Here is a 20,647-nt window from a genome sequence, read left to right on the forward strand (position 1 = left end):
GGTGAGTGATTAATTTCCGGGATTGAAATTTTTCCCCAGCGAAGCGGGCATGTTGAGCTTGATGTAATTGGCATTGCTGGAAATGAGCACGAGCACAAAGATGGCTGCCAGATACGGCAGCATCGACAGCAGCTGCGACGCGACGGGCACGCCCAGCGCCTGCGCGTGGAACGTCAATATCGTGATGCCGCCGAACAAATAGGCGCCGCCCACCACGCGCGCGGGGCGCCAGGTGGCAAAGGTGGTCAGCGCGAGCGCGATCCAGCCCCGTCCCGCCACCATGCCCTCGACCCACAGCGGCGTGTACACGAGCGACAAAAACGCGCCGGCCAGGCCGCAGCAGGCGCCGCCGAACAGCACGGCCGCCAGGCGGATGCGCCGCACGGGATAGCCGAGCGCATGCGCGGACGCTGGCGACTCGCCCACGGCGCGCAGCACCAATCCTGCCCGCGTGCGGTACAGAAACCAGGCGATGGCCACGCACAGCAAGAGCGACAGATACACCATCGGATGCTGGCGGAACAGGGCCGGCCCCAGCACGGGAATGTCTTCCAATAAAGGGATGCCGAAGCGGCCGTTCTGCAGGCTGTTGCCCACATACTTCAGGCCGATGTACGTGGACGCGCCCGCGCCGAACAGCGATAAAGCCAGACCCGTCGCGTACTGGTTCGTGCCCAGCCACACGGTCAGCCAGGCAAAGAAGCCCGACAGGACCATGCTGGCGCCCGCCCCTGCCAGAAAGCCCAGGGTGGGGCTGCCCGTGTTGACGGCCACGGCAAAGCCCGTGATGGCCGACACCAGCATCATGCCTTCCGCGCCCAGGTTCACCACGCCCGCCTTTTCATTGACGAGCAGCCCCAGCGCGGCGAGCATCAGCGGCGTGCCCGCATTGATGCTGGCGGCAATCAAAGGCGCTATCGTCAGGGCCAGGTTATCCATGTTTCCTCCAGCGCAGTTTGTATTGGATCAGCACGTCGCAGGCGAGCAAGGCAAACAGCAAGATGCCCTGGAACACGCCCGTAATCGCGCTGGGCAAGCCGAGGCGCGATTGCGCCAGTTCTCCGCCGATATAAAACAGGGCCATGACGAAGCTGGAAAAAATCACGCCGACCGGATGCAGCCGCCCCACGAAGGCGACGATGATGGCGGCAAAGCCATAGCCGGGCGAGACCGTGGGCGTGAGCTGCCCCATCGGTCCCAGCACTTCGCACGCACCCGCCAAGCCCGACAGGGCGCCGCAGATCAGCAAGGACGACCACAAGGTCTTACGCGAGGAAAAGCCCGCATAGCGGGCGGCGGCCGGCGCCATGCCGCCCACGCGCAGGCGGAAGCCGGCAATGCTGCGCGACAGATACAGCCAGCCGCCCAGCGAGGCCAGCAAGGCAAACACGATACCCACGTGCAAGCGCGTGTCGCTGATCACCATCGGCAACAGCAAGCCGTCCGACAGCAGTTTCGACTGGGGAAAATTGAAGCCTTCCGGGTCGCGCAGCACGCCGTACACGAGATAGCTGAGCAGCAATTGCGCGATGTAGACGAGCATCAGCGAGACGAGGATTTCGCTGGCGTTGTAGCGGTCGCGCAGCCAGGCCACCAGGCCCGCCCACGCCATGCCGCCCGCCATGCCGGCCAGCAGGGAAATGCCGATGAGGGCCGCGCCGCCCACGCCATCGTCCAGGTACAAGGCGGCCGCGCCGCCGCAGATGGCGCCCAGGGTCAGCTGTCCTTCCGCGCCGATGTTATAGATGTTGGCGCGAAAGCAGATGGCCAGGCCGACGGCGATCAGCAGCAAAGGCGCCACCTTGATACCCAGCTCGGACCAGCCATGCGCGTCGCGCAAGGGTTCGACAAAGAACACGGCCAGGCCCGCCAAGGGATCGTGGCCCAGCGCAACAAACAGCAGCGCGCCGCACAGCACCGTGAGCAGCACGGCCAGCACGGGCGATAGCCACGACATCAGGCGCGACGGTGCAGGACGGGCTTCCAGGCGCAAGGCAAACTTAGCCATGGGCAGCCTCCTGCGGCCACAGCCCGCTCATCCATTGCCCAACGAGATCGACGCTGGCCTCGCCCACGTCCAGCGACGGTGAAATTTTTCCTTTTGCCATCACCAGCAGGCGGTCGCTGATCTCGAACAATTCATCGAGTTCTTCCGAGACGACCAGCAGCGCGCAACCGGCGTCGCGCAGCGCCAGCAATTCGGCGCGGATTTGCGCTGCCGCGCCCACGTCCACGCCCCAGGTCGGCTGCGCCACCACCAGCACCGTGGGCTCGCGCATGACTTCGCGTCCGACTATGTATTTCTGCAAGTTGCCGCCCGACAGGCTGCGCGCCAGCGCCTGCGGCCCGCCCGCCTTCACCTGGAAGCGGGCGATAATGGCGGCCGCCCGCTGCGCGATGACCTTGCGGCGCAGGAAGCCGTGGCGGATGGTGGCGGGGGTCTGCAAGCTCAATAAGACGTTGTCGGCCAGCCCCATGTCGGGCACGGCGCCGCGTCCCAGCCGCTCTTCCGGCACGAAGCCGAAGCCGAGGGCGCGCCGGCGGCCCGGCGGCAAGCGGCCGGCAGGCGTGCCGTTGAGCACGATGCTGGCGGGCGCCGCGCGCAGGTCCTCGCCCGACAGGGCAGCCAGCAATTCCTGCTGGCCATTGCCGGACACGCCAGCGATGCCGACAATTTCTCCCGCGCACACGTCGAAATGGATGTCGATCAATTGCGTGGCGAACGGATGGCTCTTCGGCAAATCCAGCTGCCGCACGCTCAGCATGGCCGCGCCGGGCGCGCGCGCGACGCGCGTGACGGCGGGCGGCTCCGCGCCGATCATCATGCGCGACAGGCTGGCCGCCGACTCTTGCGAAGGGTCGCACACGCCCGCGTTCTTGCCGGCGCGCACCACGGTGCACGTATGGCACAGGGCGCGGATCTCGTCGAGCTTGTGGCTGATGTACAGGATGCTGCAACCTTCGGCCGCCAGCTGGCGCAACGTGCCAAACAGTTTTTCCACGGCGCCCGGCGTCAGCACGGACGTCGGTTCATCGAGGATCAGCAGTTGCGGCTTGGCCAGCAAGGCGCGCACGATTTCCACGCGCTGGCATTCGCCGACGGATAGCGTGTGCACGTGGCGCTGCGGTTCCAGGTCCAGGCCGTACTGGCGCGCTGTGTCTTCGATGCGCTGGGCCAGCTCCGCCATGTTGGTGCCGGCAGGCAAGCCGAGGGCGATGTTTTCCGTGACCGTCAAAGTATCGAACAGGGAAAAGTGCTGGAACACCATGGCGATGCCCAGCGCGCGCGCGGCCGACGGGTTGGCGATCTCGACCTCGCGGCCATTCCACACGATGCGGCCGCCATCGGGCTGCACGGCGCCGTAGATGATTTTCATCAAGGTCGATTTGCCGGCGCCGTTCTCGCCGAGCACGGCGTGAATTTGTCCGGGCGCGACGGTGAGGTCGATGCCGTCATTGGCCACCACGGCCGGATAGCGCTTGCTGATGTCGTGTAATTCCAGGCGTGCCGTCATTGTTTTTTTCGTGCCTCGCTGCGGGGTCGCCGGCATCATCGCCGGTGGAAAAATTCAAGCTCTTGTCTCTATCCTATCGGCATCCGCGGCGCTTGGGGGATGGTGTGGCGGCGCGCATTTCTATTTCCACAAAAAAACAACACCTGTATACAATTTTAAAAAAAATTATCAGCTTTACAGCGGCCGCCTTGCCCCGCAAGGCTGAGAAGGTGCGATGATTATATGCAAGAACTGATAGTAAGTATGCAGATAAGACATATCGCCCAGCGCGGCACTTCTCGCATCATGGATTGAACGGCGCGCAATGCCCCACCGCAGCGCGACATGCGCGCCAGTGGGCTCCCCCCTGCGCCCAGCCATTCCCAGTTCCCGTTTTCCAACACCGCCATCAGGAGCCGAAAGTGCCAAAAACCCTACCTTGTCTGTTGCTCTGCCTCACTACCACCCTCGGCGTGGGCGCGACCGCCCAGGCTGCCGAATGGAGCGATACCGCGCTGAGCTGGCGCGCCGGCAATGACTACCGCGAGCCGTTCAACCCGGACGACATCAAGAAAAACATCTTTGCCATCACGCACGCCAGCGGCTACAAATACGGCAGCAACTTCGTCAATCTCGACTTCCTGATGTCCGACAGCAAGGACCCCGGCGCACTCGGTAAAACGTCCGGCGCGCAAGAGGCCTACCTGGTGTACCGCAACACCATCGACATCGGCAAGGTGCGCGGCAGCGACATCAAGTTCGGCCCCGTGCGCGGCGTGGGCGTGACCCTGGGCTTCGACGTCAACACGAAGAATGACGTCGGCTACAACTCACGCAAGCGCATGCTGGTGGCCGGCCCGACCCTGATGTGGGACGTGCCCGGCTTCTTCAACACCAGCCTGCTGTTGCTGCGCGAAAGCAACGCCCCCAGCGGCGCCTTCCCGCCCATCTCGCAAGTGACGGGCCGCTACACGTATAAAACGCACGCCATGCTGACGGGCGCCTGGGCCATCCCCTTGTCGCCGCTGTTCTCGTTCGAAGGCTTTTTCAACCTCATCGACTCGAAAGGCAAGGATGAAGTGGGGCGCGACACGGCCGTGGAAACAAATATCGACATGCAAGTGATGTACGACGTGGGCGCGGCTCTGGGCAGCGCCAAGAACACCTTCCGCGTGGGCCTGGAATACCAGTACTGGAAGAACAAGTTCGGCAACTCGCCCGCCACCACGGGCAACGTGGGCCAGACGGCGAAGACGCCGATGATACGCGCGGAATACCATTTCTAAGAATCATTGTTTCTCATCAACACCCACCGTCGCGCCTGATGCCAGCATGAAGCTTTCCTGCTGGCGGAGAGCGCGACCGTGGAACAACTGCTGCCGTATTATGAGCGTGAGCTGGGCCTGTTCCGCCAGTACACGCGCGAGTTTTCCAGCCGCTATCCGAAGGCGGCCGGGCGCCTGCTGATCGCCGGCGAGACGTGCGAAGACCCGCACGTCGAGCGCCTGATCCAGTCCGTCGCCCTGCTCACGGCCAGGGTCGCCAAGCGCCTCGACGACGCCTATCCGCAATTCACCCATTCCCTGCTCGACAGCCTGTACCCGCACTATCTGCGGCCCTTTCCCTCATGCTCCATCGTGCGCATCGCGGCAGACGAAGCGCCGGGCGGCGGCCAGCTGGCCCAGGTGGCACATGTGGCGCGCGGCACCGTGTTGCGCTCGCAGCCGGTGCAGGGCGTCGCCTGCAAATTTACCAGCGCGTATGACGTGACCCTGGCGCCGCTGGCTATTTCTCGCCTGCATTTTTCGCCGCTCATCGACGCGCCGCCCGGCCTGCGCCTGCCCGCCGGTGCCAGCGCCCTGCTCAGCATTCAGTTCACCAGCAGCAGCGACAACTACCGCCTGGACCAGGCCGGCTTATCCAGCCTGCGCCTGTTTGCCGATGGCGAACCGTCCGTGCGCGCGGCCCTGCTCGACGCCCTGTTCCTGCGCAGCACGGGCGCGTATGTAGCGCTGGACGAACACAGTCCGTGGCTGGCCGTCGACGGTATGCCGCTGGCGCCGGCCGGCTATGCCGACGACGATGCGCTGATCCCCGTTTCCGCCCGCTCGCACCCGGCCCTGCGCCTGCTGACCGAGTATTTCGCCTTCCCGGAAAAATTCCATTTCATCGATGTCGCCTGGTCCCTGCTGGCCGCCTTGCTGCCGAAACAGTGCCGCCAGTTCACCTTGCACCTGCCGCTCAAAGGCGTGCGCAGCGACAGCCACGAGGCGCGCCTGCTCTCCGGCGTCAGCCGCGACAACCTGCTGCCCGGCTGCACGCCCGTCGTCAACCTGTTTGCCAAGTCCGGCGTGCCGATCCGCCTCACGCACACGGAGCCCGACTACGCGCTGGTGGCCGATGCCACGCATGCGTTTGCCTACGACATCCACAGCATCGAGACCGTCACCCTGGTGCGCAAGGACGAGGCCGGCGAGCGTCTGAGCACCTTCTTGCCGCTGTATTCCACGCTGCAAGGTTCTCAGACTGAGCATGGCCAATACTGGCTGGCGCGCCGCGACGAAGCCGTGGCAGCCGTCAGCCCCGGCCATGAAATGCGCCTGAGCCTGATCGACCCGCAGTTTTCGCCGGGCAGTGCGGCCTGCGCCACCGTTTCGACGCAGCTGCTGTGCAGCAACCGCGACTTGCCCACGCAACTGCACTACGGCTTGCCCGGCGGCGACCTGCTGGCCGAGGACGTGCCCGACGGCATCCCCGCGCGCTTCCTGCGCAAGCCCACGCCCAGCATGCGTTTCCTGGCGGACACGCATTGGCGCCTGATCGCGCACCTGTCGCTCAATTACTCGAGCCTGACGCAGGCTGGCCTGGGCGACTTCCAGAAAATGCTGAGCCTGTACGACCTGCCCCGCTCGCCCACCACGCAACGGCTGATCCAGGGCATCGTCACCCTCGAGCACGGCAGCACGCGCGCGTGGATGCCAACCGTACCGTTTCCCACCCTGATGCCCGGCATCGCCATCCGCCTGGGCATTGACGAGCAAGCCTTCGTCGGCACCAGCATCTCTATTTTTGCCCAGGTGCTGCAGCGCTACTTCGCCCTGAACAGCCAGCTCAACTGCTTTAGCCAATTGACGCTGCTGTCCCATCGCAGCGGCGAGGAAATCCTACGATGCCCAGAACGCAGCGCCGACGCCACGCCAGCGTGATCCAGCAATTGCTCGACGCGCCGCAGCGCTTCGAGTGCTTCCAGGCGCTGCGCCTGCTGCTGGCCTGGCTGGCCGAACACGGCATCGATGAACACACGGCGCTGGCGAAGGTCATGCGCTTCGACAATAGCATCTCGCTGCGCTTTCCCGCCAGCCAGGTCGAGACGCTCACGACAAGCGGCATCGCCGACGCCGATGCCTTGCTGCAAGCGCTGCTGTCGGGTCATGTACACCATATCCACATCACGCCCGCCTTCATGGGCCTGCTGGGTTGCCAGGGCAGCTTGCCCAGCCACTACTCGGAGCGCATTGCCGCCCACCAGTACAGCGAACGCGAGAATAGCCCGCGCGCTTTTCTCGACCTGTTTTCCAGCCGCACCGTCGTTCTGTTTTACCAGGCCTGGCAAAAATACCGCATCGAGCAAGCCGGCCACAGCGGGGACTTCCTGACGCGCCTGCTGGCCCTGGCCGCATGCCGCCCAAGCCAGGACGAGGCCGCCGCCGGCCTGTACAGCGGCTTGCTCCAGCAGCGCAACATCTCGTCCGTCGTCATGGCGCGCATTCTCGCCGACCACTTCGGCGTGCCCTGCCATATCGACGAGGCGACGGGCGCCATGGACGTGCTGGCGCCGCGCGAACAAACGGCGCTGGGCATGGCAAACGCAGTGCTGGGCCAGCGCGCCACCGTCGGCGAGCGCTGCCGCCGGCCCGACCTGGCCGTGCGCCTGCGCCTCGGCCCGCTCACCGCGGAACAGCACGCCGGCTTCCTGCCGCGCGCCCCGGCCAGCGCGGCGCTGCGGCACATGCTGATGCTGTTCCGCCAGCCGCTCGTGCGCTACGACATCGTGCTGGTACTGCGCGCCAGCGATGTGCGGGGAATGGCGTTGACGGCCACCGGGCAAGCTGGCCTCGGCCGCAACAGTTTCCTCGGCGATGCAACAACGCCGCGCCACCGCGATGACATGCATTACGACATGCAATTGATGCCCTCACTCAACGATTGAATCTTGTTGCCGCGCAAAAACGCTTGTGTTCGCTATTGCTACAGTCGGCCAACGATTCCTAACGTGAAGCGATGCACGATGAGCCAGTTCCCCGATACGACGGCGGCATGGACGGCATTAATGGGCGACATGCAGGGCCAGCGCCTGCTGCGCCTGCACTTTCCGCATGGCGACGGCCCTGCCGGCGTCCAGTTCCTGGCCAACAGCCTGGCCGCCAGCGAAAGCCTGTCGCGCGATTTTTCCTATGTGGTGGAAGTATTGTCCGACGACGCCTACATCGCCCTCGACAAAGTGATGGGCAAGATGGTGACCATCGAACTGGTGCGCGAAGACGGCACCTTGCGCTACTTCAATGGCTATGTGTTCGAATTCCGCTTCCTGCGCACGGACGGCGGTTTTGCTTTCTATGAAATGGTGCTGGAACCATGGCTGTCGCACCTGCACTTGCGGCAAAACAATGTCGCTTTCCACGGCTTGACGGTGGCGGCGCTGACGGACAAGGTCTTCGATGACTACCTGATGCGCGACTACAAGCTGGCCGCCAGCGGCCTGGACCCCGCCATCACCTATACATGCCAGCACAACGAGAGCGACCACAACCTGCTGCACCGCCACTGGGAGCAGCTGGGATGGCACTACCGCTACGAACACCGCTTTGACGGCCACACCTTGTGGCTGTCCGACGACAGCACCACCGGCAAGCCCATCGATGGCGATCTGAGCGAAATGCCCTTCCAGCACCAGGCCGGTTCCCTGGAAGACGATGGCGTGCATCAATGGAGCACGGTGCGGCGCATGGCCCCAAACCAAATGACGGTAGCCAGCTTCAATTTCAAGAATCCGCGCAGCGCCCGCGCAAGCCGCGACTCATTGAACCGGCAAGGCGCCGTGCCCGCCCTGGAGGTATATGAAAACACGGGCAGCTACGGTTTTAAAAACATCGATGATGGCGAGCAGCTGGCCCAGCGCCGCATGGAAGAGCGCGATGCCCAGGGTCAGCTGTTCGAGGCGCAGGGCAACGACCGCACGGCGCAACCGGGACGCTGGTTCACCCTGGGCGGGCATTTCGACAGCGCAGCCAGCGAATACCTGATCCTGTCCGTGCACCACTACGCCAGCAACAACTATCAGCAGGGACACGGCGCCACCTCTCACTACAGCAACACATTCACCTGCATCGCCCGTGACATCCCCTGGCGCCCCGGCCGCAACTTCCATAGCCGCGAACCGAAGATCTACGGCGTGCAGACGGCCACCGTGGTCGGGCCGCCCGGCGAGGAAATCCACACGGATGGTTACGGACGGGTAAAGGTGCAATTCCACTGGGACCGACTCGGTACCTTCGACGACAAGAGTTCACCCTGGATACGGGTGATATCGAACTGGGCCGGCCCGAATTTCGGCCACATCAGCCTGCCCCGGGTGGGCATGGAAGTGGCCGTCCAATTTCTCGACGGTAACGTCGCCATGCCCATCATCATCGGCTGCGTCTACAACGCGCGCAACATGCCGCCATGGGAGCTACCGGCCAACAAGACGCAAAGCGGCATGCTGAGCCGCTCGTCAAAAAAAGGTTCCGCCGCGCACGCCAACGCCCTGCGCTTCGAAGACCGCAAGGATGCGGAAGAGCTGTGGCTGCATGCGGAAAAGGACCAGCGCATCGAAGTCGAGCATGACGAATCGCACTGGGTCGGCAACGACCGGCGCAAAACCGTCGACCGCGATGAAACCGTGCACGTCAAGCGCGACCGCACGGAGACGGTGGACCACGATGAAGACATCACCGTGCACAACAACCGCAGGGAGCGTGTGGACCACGACGAACACATCGACATCGGCGACAACCGCCGCGAACACGTGGGCGGCAACGAGCAGGTGCAAATCGACGGCCACCGTTCGGAACGGGTGACCCTGGCCAAGGACGAAACGATCGGCCTGGCCAAGGTGCTGACCATCGGCGCCGCTTACCAGACCACCGTCATCGGCGCCATGAACACCACCGTCGTGCTGGCGCAGGCCGAGCAGATCGGCCTGGCGAAAAGCGTCATCGTCGGCGCCGACAGCACACTCACGGCCACCGATTCGCACACGATGACGGTGGGCACGTCCAGCATCACCATCACGCCGGGACGCATTGAACTGGTTGCCGATGAAATCATCATCCGCGGCAGGTCCAAGGTGCAGATCCACGGCGACGACATCGACAATAATCCGGGCTGACGATGAACGACGCCGGCACAGCCCATTTCAACGTTCCCAACCTGCTCTTCGACAACCGCACGCCGCACGCGGCCAGCCAGTTCGACATGGTCGACCAGTTTGGCGAGGCCTTTCATGTGGTGGTGGCACGCATGGGCTACACGCTCGGCCCGTGCGGCGCCGATGGCGTGGCCAGCCTGCTGCCCATGGCGCGCCAGTCGCCGCTGGCTACGGAAGACCGGCACCTGCACGACGACACGCAGGCGGGCACCGTGCAGGAGAGCGACTTCGCGCCATACAAGCCGCGCTGCGACGTGATCGTCAATGGCGTGGCGCACGCGCCGCGCGGGCAGGCGATGCCGCAATTTCTCGTCAATTTGAAAGTACAGTCAAAAAAGAAGACCCTGATCGACAAGACCTTGCAGGTGTGCGGCGAGCGCGCCTTCCACAAGAAAGCCATCCTCACCCGCCTGGCCCAAGGCTGCGCCCGCGTCGCCACGGCGGGCTTGCTTCGGCCCAATCCGTGGCACTTGTCCACGCCGGAACCGTTCCTGCAATTGCCGCTGCACTATGCCTATGCGTATGGCGGGCAATGCCGCATCGAGGCCGACGACTGCAACGCGGCGAAGCATGATACCTGCCAGGCCAATCCGCTGGGGCGCGGCTTTGCGCGGCACTGGTACCTGGATGCGAAACAGATCAATGAGGTGCCCGCACCGCGCATCACGGATGCATCTCTACCTTGCACGGCCGCCCAGTTCTGGCAAGGCGCGGGCGCCAAAGAGCTGCCCGCGCCGGCGGGGCTGGCCGTTATCGGCCGTGGCTGGCTGCCGCGCCGCGCACTGGCCGGACACATCGTGGAAAAAGACACATGGGGTGCCGACGAAGCCCCCTTGTTACCGGAAGACTTCGATTTCGCGTACTGGAACAGCACGCCGCCCGACCAGCAATGCCCGCACCTGGCGGGACTGGAACAATTTACGCTGACCAATCTGTGCCGCCACGACCATCCGTCGGCCCGCATCGACCCGCGCGGCAACACCGTGCTGCGCTTCGCCCTGCCCCAACAAGTGATGTGCCTGCTGCTGGCGGACAAGAACGACCAGTTGCTCGTCTGGCGCCTGGCCATCGATACGGTGCTGATCGATCCTGAGGCGGCCAGCGTGGAACTGGTGTGGCGCGCCATTGTGCCGGCCGATGCGGGCCAGGTGGAGTCGCGCCTGCTGCACGTGATGGAGCCGGCGCAGATCGCACGGATAGCACTGCTGGAACAGGCCCAGGAAGCACTCGGCAAGGCGGCCGAACAAGGTAAAGACAAATGACGAATGAAACCGTCACCAAAGCCTCGCGCTTCTATTGCGTCAGCCTCAGCCCCGACATTTGCAAGACGCCCGTCGGCTCCAGCACGCCGCCTATTCCCTACAGCATCATCGGTGAATTCTCGGAAGCACAGAACGCCTCGCCCAACGTCAAGTCGCACAGCGAACCCGTCATCCTGCACCAGCGCAGCACCATTCCCACCGTCAAGGGCGACGCGGCCGGCAAGGCGGGCGGCATCAAGAGTGGCACCGTCGGCAAGCAGGTCGACACCAAGGTCGCCAGCCCCATCCACCGCGCCAACGGCGCCAGCCTGGTGCAGATGGGACGCGAAGTATGGATGAATTCGCGCAATACCGTGGGCAAGATTTACGAGCGGGGTGCGGAAGCGGCCAAGCCCGTGCTCAAGGAACTGAAGGCGGCGATACGGGAGGCGGCACACGATTACAAGGATCATGGCTCGAAGAAAATGCATGGCGCCGCCGAAGACCTGGTGGACGCGGGCGGGACCGTCCTGACAGGCAGCGCCGTGCTGGGCGTGGCTGGCGTTGGCGTGGCGGCAACGGGAGTGGGCGCCCCCGTTGCCGCCGCGATGGAAGCGGGGGCGGCAGCAGGCGCCGTTGCCGGCACGGCGACCGTTGCCAGTGGAACGGCAGTGGAAGCCTCTGCCACGGTGCTAGACCAGGCGGCCGATTACATATTGACAGGCAAGACACCAGATCTACTGAGCACCGCTGCGGACATCGGCATGAATGTCGCCGGCAACGTATTGCAGGCGGCAGTATTCAGCAAGGTTCCAGGCGGAAAAATACTGAGCAAGTTCCTGGGCAAAAAGGCGGCGCCGACCATCAACAAGGTCAAGAACAAGCTGGTCGGCAAGAAACCGGACAAGCCGCCCCAAAAATTCGACAAACCGCCCCCGAAAAACGGCGGCGACGACGGCAAGAGCCGTGGCAAGAAAGAACCGAAATCGGAGCCGCCCTCCGACTGCTGCCCGAAAGATAGCGGCCCCGCGAAAAAACCCGTCAAGGGCCGCAAGCCCGTGCATTTCGGTACGGGCCAGGAAATCCTGTACCAGACGGATTTCGCGCTCGAGCGCAGCATCCCCATCGCCTGGACGCGCTGCTACCGCTCCGGCGCCGAATGCGAAGACTGGGGCTTGCTGGGCGCACGCTGGTCCACGCCCTACACCACCAGCCTGTCGTTGAGCGACGCCGGCATCGTGTTGCACGACGACAGCGGCCGCGCCCTGCGCCTGCCTGACCTGGAAGCGGGCCAGCGGCACGATAGCCGCAAGGAAGGTTTTACGCTGACGCGCGACGGCACCGACTCCTTTACCGTGCTGTGGCGCGACGGCAGCAGCGACCGCTACGCGCGCGCTGAAGGCGGCTGGCTGCCGCACGGCTACGACGGCGTCAACGCCATGCTGGCCCCGTCCGCGCCGATTGCCACGCAGCGTTTTGCGCTCGTGCGCAGCGAAGGGCGCGATGGACGCGGCATCAGCATCGACCGTTTCATGGAGGCCAAACCGGGCGAAGTACTGCTGCGCCTGCGCAGCGACGATGGCAGCGTGCTCGAAGCCATGCGCGGCGAGACAGAACTGTCCTGCAGCATCTGCCGGGTTGACGAAGTGCTGGCGGACGGCAGCCGGCTCTGCCATGTCCGCTACGCCTATGCCAGCGAAACGGACGGTAGCCAGCCGCCCTTCGCGCCCCGCTACAACCTGGTCAGCCAGTCGAATGCCTTGGGCGACACGCGCCGCTACAGCTATCGTCACCACCTGCTCACGTCGTGCAGCAGCTACACGGGTTTTACGTACGAGCTGGAATGGATCAGCCTGGACGCGCTGCGCGCCCGCTGGCGCGGCTCGCCATTGAGCGCACAGGAACTGGCGCAGCGCCATCCCGTCACCGTGGCCAACAGCTACCAGGCGCGCGCCATCGCCACGCGCGCCCGGGATGGCAGCGAGCACACGCGCATCAATTACGTGGACAACGACACGAGCCGCGTCACGGAAAACGGCGGCGTCCTCGAATACACCTTCGACGCCAACTGGCTGGTCACCGAAGTGCGCCGCGTGATCGACGGCAAGGCAGCCTCGCTGGGCCGGCGCGAATGGGACCGCGATGGCATGCTGCTGGCCGATATCGACGCCAACGGCGCCGCCACGCGCTACGCCTACGATGCGGCCGGCAACCTGACCCGCAGCACCGATGCCAAGGGGCACAGCAGCAACATCGACTACGACGGCCAGAACCAGCCCGTCGCCTTCACGGATGCGCTGGGCAATATCACACGCCGCGAATACGATGCGGCAGGCCGCCCCGTCAGCATCACCGATGCGCTGGGCCACGTCACGCGCTACCGCTACGACCAGCGCGGCCAGCTGGTGGAACTGGTTGACGCCAGGGGCGGCAGCAAGCATTTTCAGTACAACCGCCAGGGCTGGCTGACCGCCTATACAGATTGCTCCGGCCACACCAGCGAATATGCCTACGATGCACTGGGTCGGCTGGAAACGACCCGCGATGCGCTGGGCCATGCCACCCGCTACGAGTATGACGCGCTGGGCCGGCTGATCCGCCTCACGGCGCCCGATCAAACGCGGGAACAGTATGCCTACGATGCGGACGGCAATCTGGTCTTGCACGAGGATGGCGCCGGCCAGCAGACGCGCTACCGCTACAACGGCCAGGGCTTGCCCGTGGAACGCACGGACGCCATCGGCCAGACGGTGCAGTACCGCTACGATGCCGCACTGCAACTGACGGAATTGATCAACGCCAAGGGTGAAAGCTACCGGCTCGCGTATCACACGGAAGGCTGGCTGACGTCGGAAACGGGCTTCGACGGCAAGCGCACGCAATACAGTTATGACCAGGCCGGCAACCTGAGCGCCACCGAGTGCGGCAAGCAACGCACGGAACTGCTGCGCGACGCGCTCGGTTTGTTATCAGTCAAGACCACGTCGGATGGCGTGGTGCGCTACGCCTACGATGCGCTGGGGCGGCTGACGGGCGTGTCCGCGCCGCAAGCGGAACAGCGTTTCTTCCACGACGCGCTGGGCCAGCTGATAGAAGAGCGCAGCGCATATTTCCTGCAATCCCTGCCCGACGCCGGCAGGCTGCCCAACGCCCCGCGCGCGCAGGACGCCAGCTTTGTCATGACGCACGCCTATGATGAGCTGGGCAACCGCATCCAGACGGTCCTGCCGAACGGCCGCCGCATCGACACCTTGCGCTACGGTTCCGGCCACTGGCATGGCGTGCTGTGGCAAGGCCAGACCGTGGTCGATGTTGAGCGCGACAAACTGCACCGCGAAAAACAGCGCACCCTGGGCAACAGCGGCCTGCTCGCCACGCGCCTGTACGACCCGCAATCGCGGCTCACCCAGCTGACCCTGGCGCGCGGCGCCGACGCACCCGCCCCCGTGCGCGAACGCCGCTTCGAATACGATGCGCAAGGCAACTTGACAACCATTTTTCAGACAGGCGCCACCGCTGGCGGCCCGCTTGGCAAACTCAGCTATACCTACGATCCCGTCGGCCAGCTGCTGGCCGCCGTGCAGCCGGGCCTGGCGGAACGCTTCGCCTTCGACCCCGCAGGCAATCTGGTCGACAAGGCTCCCGCGCCCGGCAACGTCGTGAACAACTATGGCGATACCGAATACGCTTACGACGAGCAAGGCAACGCCACCGGCAAGCGCTTCCATCCTCCAGGCAGGGAGTCGACCTGGAGCGACCTGGAACTGCACTACGACGCCGAAAACCGCCTCAGCCACGCAAGCAGGACGGAACGCCAGTCGCGCCACCGCGCCCGCTACTTTTATGACGCCTTCAGCCGCCGCATCGCCAAGCGGGTAGAAGAAGCGCGCTGGAACAAGCAGCAAGACATCAGCAAAGACCAGCCCGCCCGCACGAGCGCCACCACCACCTTCTTCGTCTGGGACGGCGACACGCTGGCGCAGGAACTTGGACACGAAGAGACGGTCACATACCTGTACGAGCCGGACAGCTTCGTGCCGATGGCCAGGATCGCTTCGCCAGCCTGCCGCCAGGCAAGCGCCGTACATCTGCCACGCGTGGCGCAGTGGGATTTACCCGCCACCCGGCACGATGCCGAACTGCAAGCGGCAATTGCGCAAGAACAGGCGGACAGTGAAGCGCTGCATGCCTCGGCATGGCAGCATACCTTGGCGGCAGCCGACGGCGCGGCAGCGCACGACCGCATCACCTACTACCACTGCGACCACCTGGGCACGCCGCGCGAACTGACGGATGCGCAAGGGAACGTGGTCTGGAGCGGACGCTACAAGGCATGGGGACGCTTGCTGCACGTCGAGGGAGAAATCAAGCAGCCGCTGCGGTTTCAGGGGCAGTATGAGGATGGGGAAACGGGGCTGTTTTACAACCGCTATAGGTACTATGATCCGGATATAGCCAGGTATGTGACGCAAGATCCGGTTGGCTTGCTTGGTGGATTAAATACATATACATATGCACCAAATCCCACTGGCTGGAGTGACCCATTAGGGTTAGCAAAGAAATGTGCAAAAAACACACCATGCAATCCTTGTATTGGTAAAAATCCATCAGCTTCAGCAACAAAATGGCAAGGTAAGCCGCCCTACCCAGGAGTCGATGCATATACAAATATTGTTTTAAAAAAAGGGACTATCTTATATTCCCTTTATCCGTACGGCCCCAAACCCGGAAATTATTACAGCGACAGAATGACACTTATTTCCGCAAATGGAAGCGCATTGGCATACAATAATTTAACGCAAATCTCACATTCCGGAAACACTCCAGGGGCGCGACCGATGAGAGATCAGGTTCAAGCATTCAAACTATCGGAAGATATCTGTGCAGGCACGGGAAAAGCATTGGCAAATACATTACTAGGCGCAGGAGGAGGAAACCAATACTTTATTGATGATTCAGATATACCAAAACTCAAAGCCAACGCAAAAATATTTAAATTTCCGAGGCCGTAAATGAATATAAATAAAAATACTGGAGATATTGAAATAAATGAGAATTTTCACGTAAACAAAAACACATCAATCAAAGAAATAAAAAACATAAATTTTCTTGAAAGCTTTGGGAAAATAAATGAATTTGAAACATATAGCATGCAAAATATTCAATTTCTCAATCTGGAAACAAGAGTAAATCTCAGATTTAAAAATGAAATTCTTTACATTATTGAAATAATCTGGACAGATGGAATCACCAATAGACTTGGCTATGACTCCAGTCACTCGGACATGATCAATGAAAAAAAATATCTAAGTAAGTTAATTTCAAAATCACTAGATCAACCAGCTGAAACATCGACTAAGTACGAGGATTTTTTTTCTTTCTCGTGGGGATACATAATAGTCAAAGCAGATCAAAAATCATCACTTTGCTCAACAATGATAATATATGGCAAAAATACAAACATATGATAGAGAATAAATATTAATTAACAGAGTACTCCAATAAACCTTTCCTATTCCGATGGAGATATGGAAAAACATACACCCAACATAGAAAACTTAGAAGAAAAAATTTCCGGAAAAAATCTTGAAAAATTGCTCGTGGTTTTGGATGAATTCAAAAAAGAACAAAGAAATATTTCAGATTTTGAAATATATATTCAAAACAACAACGAAGATATTAAAATAACTTTCGTACCAAATTTTGCATCCGTCGAAAAAATACTAGGTGGAAAAACATCATTGGGAAGATCCATCACTTATACCATTTCAAAAAAGACGATAAAAATCATCAGTTCAAACTATCATAGATAAAACGAGACTATCAATGAATTAGAATTCATTATAATTAACTATGAAAAAATTGCGTCTGGAAGAAAAATATCTTAAAAGCTTGCGAAAAAAAATTATCGCAAAGAAAACTGCTCCACTTACAAGCAACGAGCTTGATTTTTTTGCTCGCTCGCTCGAACACCAATTTTATTGCGCGGAACTACATCGGATTATCTGGGATATAGCATGGCAAAGTCCGCCAAACGCAGCCATGTTGAAAATTGCAAAAAACATCATCACCATCAATGTATCTGCCGACGACGACAACGTTTTCAATGGCCATATTGAACCTGTATTTAGTTACTACCTACACAACTCACCAAGCCACGAACAAGAGAAAATTCTCGATAGCTTCGAAAAAAGCAAATCCCTGAGATTGCGCATGATTGTGGCCGAATTCCATATGTTAAAAAATCATATTTTTAAAGGTTTGCACATGATGGCAAAAATACTTGATGAAGCCAATACAGATCATGCTATCTCTGATTCAATCTGCATGTGGGTCACACAAAATGGAACTTTGGAACTAAAGAACTCTTTTCTTCATGATGCGACTCAAGAACGGAAAAAAGGAAATATTTCCTATGCAAAAACTCTAGAGTGGATATGCGAAAATCTAATCCGCTAGCGGTCAACGCATAGTTTCCGGTTGGGGATTATCGTATTACCACTCCGTAACCAGGTCATCCGGCAAGGTTTCAAAAAATGAAAAAAGTATCATTTGACACAAAAAATGGTTATCTCCTATTGGACGGCATCATGATGGCGCCACTTAACGAATCTGATTTTATTAAAATTGCAAAAGAAAATGACATTGAAATAGAAGACAACAAAACCAATACTTTCGTGCACAATTTATCAACGTGCGGAAGCTTGAATGAATTTGAGTTTGGCATAAATTTTATCTTTGAAAATTATTGCATGAAGAATGTATGGCTATCGTGGGATGGAGGAAATACCAAAAAATATGGATACAACTCAACGGAAAATCAGTTGATATCCGACAAGAACAACCTGGCCAGATTACTTGCTAAAGTGTTGGAAAAAAATCCTGACGAAGTAAAAAAATCTTTCTCCGCATTCAACTTTCCATGGGGCAGCATTTCAGCTTCAGCATCTATTCAATCCGCGATGGCATCAATTGGAATATCCTGGAATATGCACTATTTTCATACACAATAAATCAAAGGACAAAAATGAAAATTCTTATTTATCCACATAAGGATTTTTTTTCAAGCATGAAGTTTGAAATTAACAAGGGAGCTGATATGCACATTAAGCTATCCAAGGCTTGGAATGCCAAACTAATCACGCCAGAAATAATTAATCTACTGATCAATGAAAATTCATATAAAAAGAGTTGGAAATATGTTTTTTGGATTTTTCTAAATTCAAGTTTCTTCTCCGCTTACTTTTATGCCAAATCAGAAAACTATAAGATAAGCCTGGTTGATGAAAATAATAAACTGATAAAAATTCACAAAATTAAAATTATTGACAATGGATATAATTCGTGATGTCAAATTTGAAGATGGATATTTTTCTGCAAACGAATCAATCATTCTATTTAGAGGGATGAAAAGAAAAAATCTACACTCGATGGATCAAGACTGGGAAGCATGGGTAATGCATGAAGAAGAGGTAATCGCCTACAAAACAAGTTTCAAACTAAAGAAATTGAGAATAATCGTTATTTTTTTTGAGAAAGATGATGGCCCCATAAAATGCTGGGATTTTGGTCCGGAAAATTGCATGGATGGTTTTCAGTCTAAACCAGAAGGAAAATATACAAGAAGAGTGAGACGCTGGTTTCTGGATGATTTTGGCATCGTTCTGCCGCAATCAGGGCCGTGGGGGAAAATAGACGCCTGCCACGATCCACATAATCAAACCACATCAGTTTTTTGCGCCTATCAATAAAACCAATATTAAATTCAGATTACCATATATATGAGTATTTCCGATATAGGACACGAGATGGCAATTTTAAACATACCATCAAATGCTTTCTCGATTGGCGATCCGACTCAGGATGAGAGTCTGTGCATCAGAGAAAAAAATGGATATTGGGAGGTTTTTTATTATGAACGAGGAATAAAAACAGGGCTTCGCTTTTTCAAAGAAGAACATGAAGCCTGTGAAAATTTTTTATTCACAATAAAATCCTGGCTTATGTAATTTGAAAATAATATTTTTCGTATTTATCCTCTATTACAAAAATAACCATGAGACCCATAAAAAGTCACATTTTAGACACTATCAATATAGGAATACTCTGCCTGAATTTTGACGAAGCAAAAGAATTTTACATTGATAATCTCGGATTTTTTATTACGATGGATAGCATCATTCAGTGTAATTCAGGCACCAGTCGCCGTCTGACAATGACACACGAGTCCAACAAAAAATTCTCAATAGAATTCATGCATCCTTCAAAAATTGAGCAAGCACATCGCGTAGGTAGCAAAGGTGGCACGATCAATCTATCACTTTACGAACGAAAAATATTGACACGCTCAAGGAGCGACTGGAAAAAAATGTTTTTTCGTCAATTATGTAGAGGCTCCCTACGCAAGTTTTCTGAACGTCGAAGATCCGATGGGGAACAATATTTGCCTCTACCAACCGTGCTGAATCACTGTAATAATTCATACGAGATGCCTCATTCAAAATTCCGCATAACAGAATGAAAAAATTTGAAATCCCAAGCTATATTTTTGATTTCATTGATGGATTACTGCTCGTCAATGGAGAGATTGCATTATCGAAAAAAACTCCAGCAAACTATTTCATAAATAGCATTATCAATACATTCCACACCAAACCCACAACAACAGGGGCTGGAATGTATATTTTTGATATCAATGGATGGGTAGGCGATTACGTTGTCGAGTTGATTATTGTAAAAGAAAATTTCCCCGAAATAGATTACGTAATAATGCATTACTTTGAAAATAATTCTGTAGGCAACGGCGTGAGTGAATCATCGTTAGTCAAAAAAATTCAAAGAAAGTCTGGCATTCCCGGAAAAATGAAAGGGTTATCAGAAATAATATTTCAATTTCCGTGGGGAAGCGTTATCGTACAACATGACATAAAAACATCCTCATCATGCATAATCTTGCAGTACAAAATAGCCAGAAAATCACCCATCCGATTGAAAATGAATGATAATTGTGAATCACATATCAATATAGATAAATCGATAAAAGTGCAGCAACGAATAATGGAATCCATAAAAAATAGTGATACTTTTTTCCCAAAAACAAGTGAGATACAATGGCTGAATTTATTGAAGAAGCTACCTCGAAGATTAAAAATCTGTCTTCTCAATGAAATTTCTTTTGAAAATGCATTGATAGCAACATATTCTTCAAACTGGCCAGATGAGGGGAGCGTTGTAGCACTGCTGAGTAACAAGTTCAGAACGAAGAAACTCGACAAGGATTTACATTTCCGAGAGCTGAATGACCCGCATTACTGCAATGAAGAAATTTCATATGTTGAAGATAACGTTACACACTTGATTATCAATTAGGCAGCACCTGGAACAACCCAGGATTTGACTTGCCCATCGCCCTGCACGATACTTGCCGCTGTCGCCAAGCTACC

Annotated in this window: 17 protein-coding genes; 14 read left to right on the top strand and 3 right to left on the bottom strand. The window is 57.6% G+C overall.

All coding sequences use genetic code 11. The annotated features are described in order from the left end of the window. Nucleotides 1-9: 9 nt before the first annotated feature. The 3 genes from OX462_RS22360 to OX462_RS22370 are packed head-to-tail and all read right to left on the bottom strand — an operon-like array spanning nucleotide 10 to nucleotide 3,515. Entirely contained in the window at nucleotides 10-939 is a 930-nt protein-coding gene (locus OX462_RS22360) for an ABC transporter permease (RefSeq protein WP_070218151.1), read from the bottom strand. Continuing rightward, nucleotides 932-2,008: an ABC transporter permease gene (locus OX462_RS22365; protein WP_409027074.1), complete on the bottom strand. Its 1,077-nt coding sequence runs from the start codon at nucleotides 2,006-2,008 to the stop codon at nucleotides 932-934. The genes OX462_RS22360 and OX462_RS22365 overlap by 8 nt, the downstream gene beginning before the upstream one ends. Beyond that, a complete protein-coding gene (locus OX462_RS22370) occupies nucleotides 2,001-3,515 on the bottom strand; it encodes an ABC transporter ATP-binding protein (RefSeq protein ID WP_409027075.1) in 1,515 nt (504 codons plus the stop codon). Before OX462_RS22370 ends, OX462_RS22365 begins: the two co-directional genes overlap by 8 nt. 452 nt (nucleotides 3,516-3,967) lie before the next feature. On the opposite strand from OX462_RS22370, the gene OX462_RS22375 reads away from it, so the two are divergent. From OX462_RS22375 to OX462_RS22440, 14 genes are all read left to right on the top strand, one after another. Then, a complete protein-coding gene (locus OX462_RS22375) occupies nucleotides 3,968-4,780 on the top strand; it encodes an outer envelope protein (protein ID WP_080753567.1) in 813 nt (270 codons plus the stop codon). 78 nt (nucleotides 4,781-4,858) lie between these two features. Then, a complete protein-coding gene (gene tssF, locus OX462_RS22380; protein ID WP_409027076.1) occupies nucleotides 4,859-6,700 on the top strand; it encodes a type VI secretion system baseplate subunit TssF in 1,842 nt (613 codons plus the stop codon). Further along, nucleotides 6,664-7,704: a type VI secretion system baseplate subunit TssG gene (tssG, locus tag OX462_RS22385; RefSeq protein ID WP_409027077.1), complete on the top strand. Its 1,041-nt coding sequence runs from the start codon at nucleotides 6,664-6,666 to the stop codon at nucleotides 7,702-7,704. Before tssF ends, tssG begins: the two co-directional genes overlap by 37 nt. Nucleotides 7,705-7,782: 78 nt before the next feature. Further along, nucleotides 7,783-9,924 carry a type VI secretion system Vgr family protein gene (locus OX462_RS22390; RefSeq protein WP_409027078.1) on the top strand — a complete coding sequence of 714 codons (2,142 nt, stop codon included), beginning with the start codon at nucleotides 7,783-7,785 and terminating at the stop codon, nucleotides 9,922-9,924. 2 nt (nucleotides 9,925-9,926) lie between these two features. After that, nucleotides 9,927-11,225, top strand: a complete 1,299-nt coding sequence (locus tag OX462_RS22395; protein ID WP_409027079.1) for a DUF2169 family type VI secretion system accessory protein — start codon at nucleotides 9,927-9,929, stop codon at nucleotides 11,223-11,225. Beyond that, nucleotides 11,222-16,216 (top strand): RHS repeat-associated core domain-containing protein, encoded by a 4,995-nt coding sequence (locus OX462_RS22400; protein ID WP_409027080.1) that lies wholly within the window; start codon nucleotides 11,222-11,224, stop codon nucleotides 16,214-16,216. The genes OX462_RS22395 and OX462_RS22400 overlap by 4 nt, the downstream gene beginning before the upstream one ends. Further along, nucleotides 16,217-16,672 (top strand): hypothetical protein, encoded by a 456-nt coding sequence (locus tag OX462_RS22405; protein WP_162995564.1) that lies wholly within the window; start codon nucleotides 16,217-16,219, stop codon nucleotides 16,670-16,672. It abuts the gene before it with no gap. 60 nt (nucleotides 16,673-16,732) lie between these two features. After that, nucleotides 16,733-17,017 (top strand): hypothetical protein, encoded by a 285-nt coding sequence (locus OX462_RS22410; RefSeq protein ID WP_141749852.1) that lies wholly within the window; start codon nucleotides 16,733-16,735, stop codon nucleotides 17,015-17,017. A 40-nt stretch (nucleotides 17,018-17,057) separates the two neighbouring features. Then, nucleotides 17,058-17,663, top strand: a complete 606-nt coding sequence (locus OX462_RS22415; protein ID WP_141749851.1) for a hypothetical protein — start codon at nucleotides 17,058-17,060, stop codon at nucleotides 17,661-17,663. Between the two features lie 77 nt (nucleotides 17,664-17,740). Next, nucleotides 17,741-18,217, top strand: a complete 477-nt coding sequence (locus OX462_RS22420) for a hypothetical protein (protein ID WP_141749850.1) — start codon at nucleotides 17,741-17,743, stop codon at nucleotides 18,215-18,217. A 14-nt stretch (nucleotides 18,218-18,231) separates the two neighbouring features. After that, nucleotides 18,232-18,552, top strand: coding sequence for a hypothetical protein (locus OX462_RS22425; protein WP_141749849.1), 321 nt, complete (start codon nucleotides 18,232-18,234; stop codon nucleotides 18,550-18,552). Then, nucleotides 18,536-18,955, top strand: coding sequence for a hypothetical protein (locus tag OX462_RS22430; protein WP_141749848.1), 420 nt, complete (start codon nucleotides 18,536-18,538; stop codon nucleotides 18,953-18,955). The genes OX462_RS22425 and OX462_RS22430 overlap by 17 nt, the downstream gene beginning before the upstream one ends. Before the next feature lie 57 nt (nucleotides 18,956-19,012). Beyond that, nucleotides 19,013-19,213 carry a hypothetical protein gene (locus OX462_RS22435; RefSeq protein ID WP_071650130.1) on the top strand — a complete coding sequence of 67 codons (201 nt, stop codon included), beginning with the start codon at nucleotides 19,013-19,015 and terminating at the stop codon, nucleotides 19,211-19,213. A gap of 508 nt (nucleotides 19,214-19,721) precedes the next feature. Next, a complete protein-coding gene (locus OX462_RS22440; protein WP_409027081.1) occupies nucleotides 19,722-20,573 on the top strand; it encodes a hypothetical protein in 852 nt (283 codons plus the stop codon). Nucleotides 20,574-20,647: the final 74 nt, after the last annotated feature.

The organism is Janthinobacterium aestuarii (genome assembly GCF_046113285.1).
Lineage (GTDB): Bacteria > Pseudomonadota > Gammaproteobacteria > Burkholderiales > Burkholderiaceae_D > Janthinobacterium.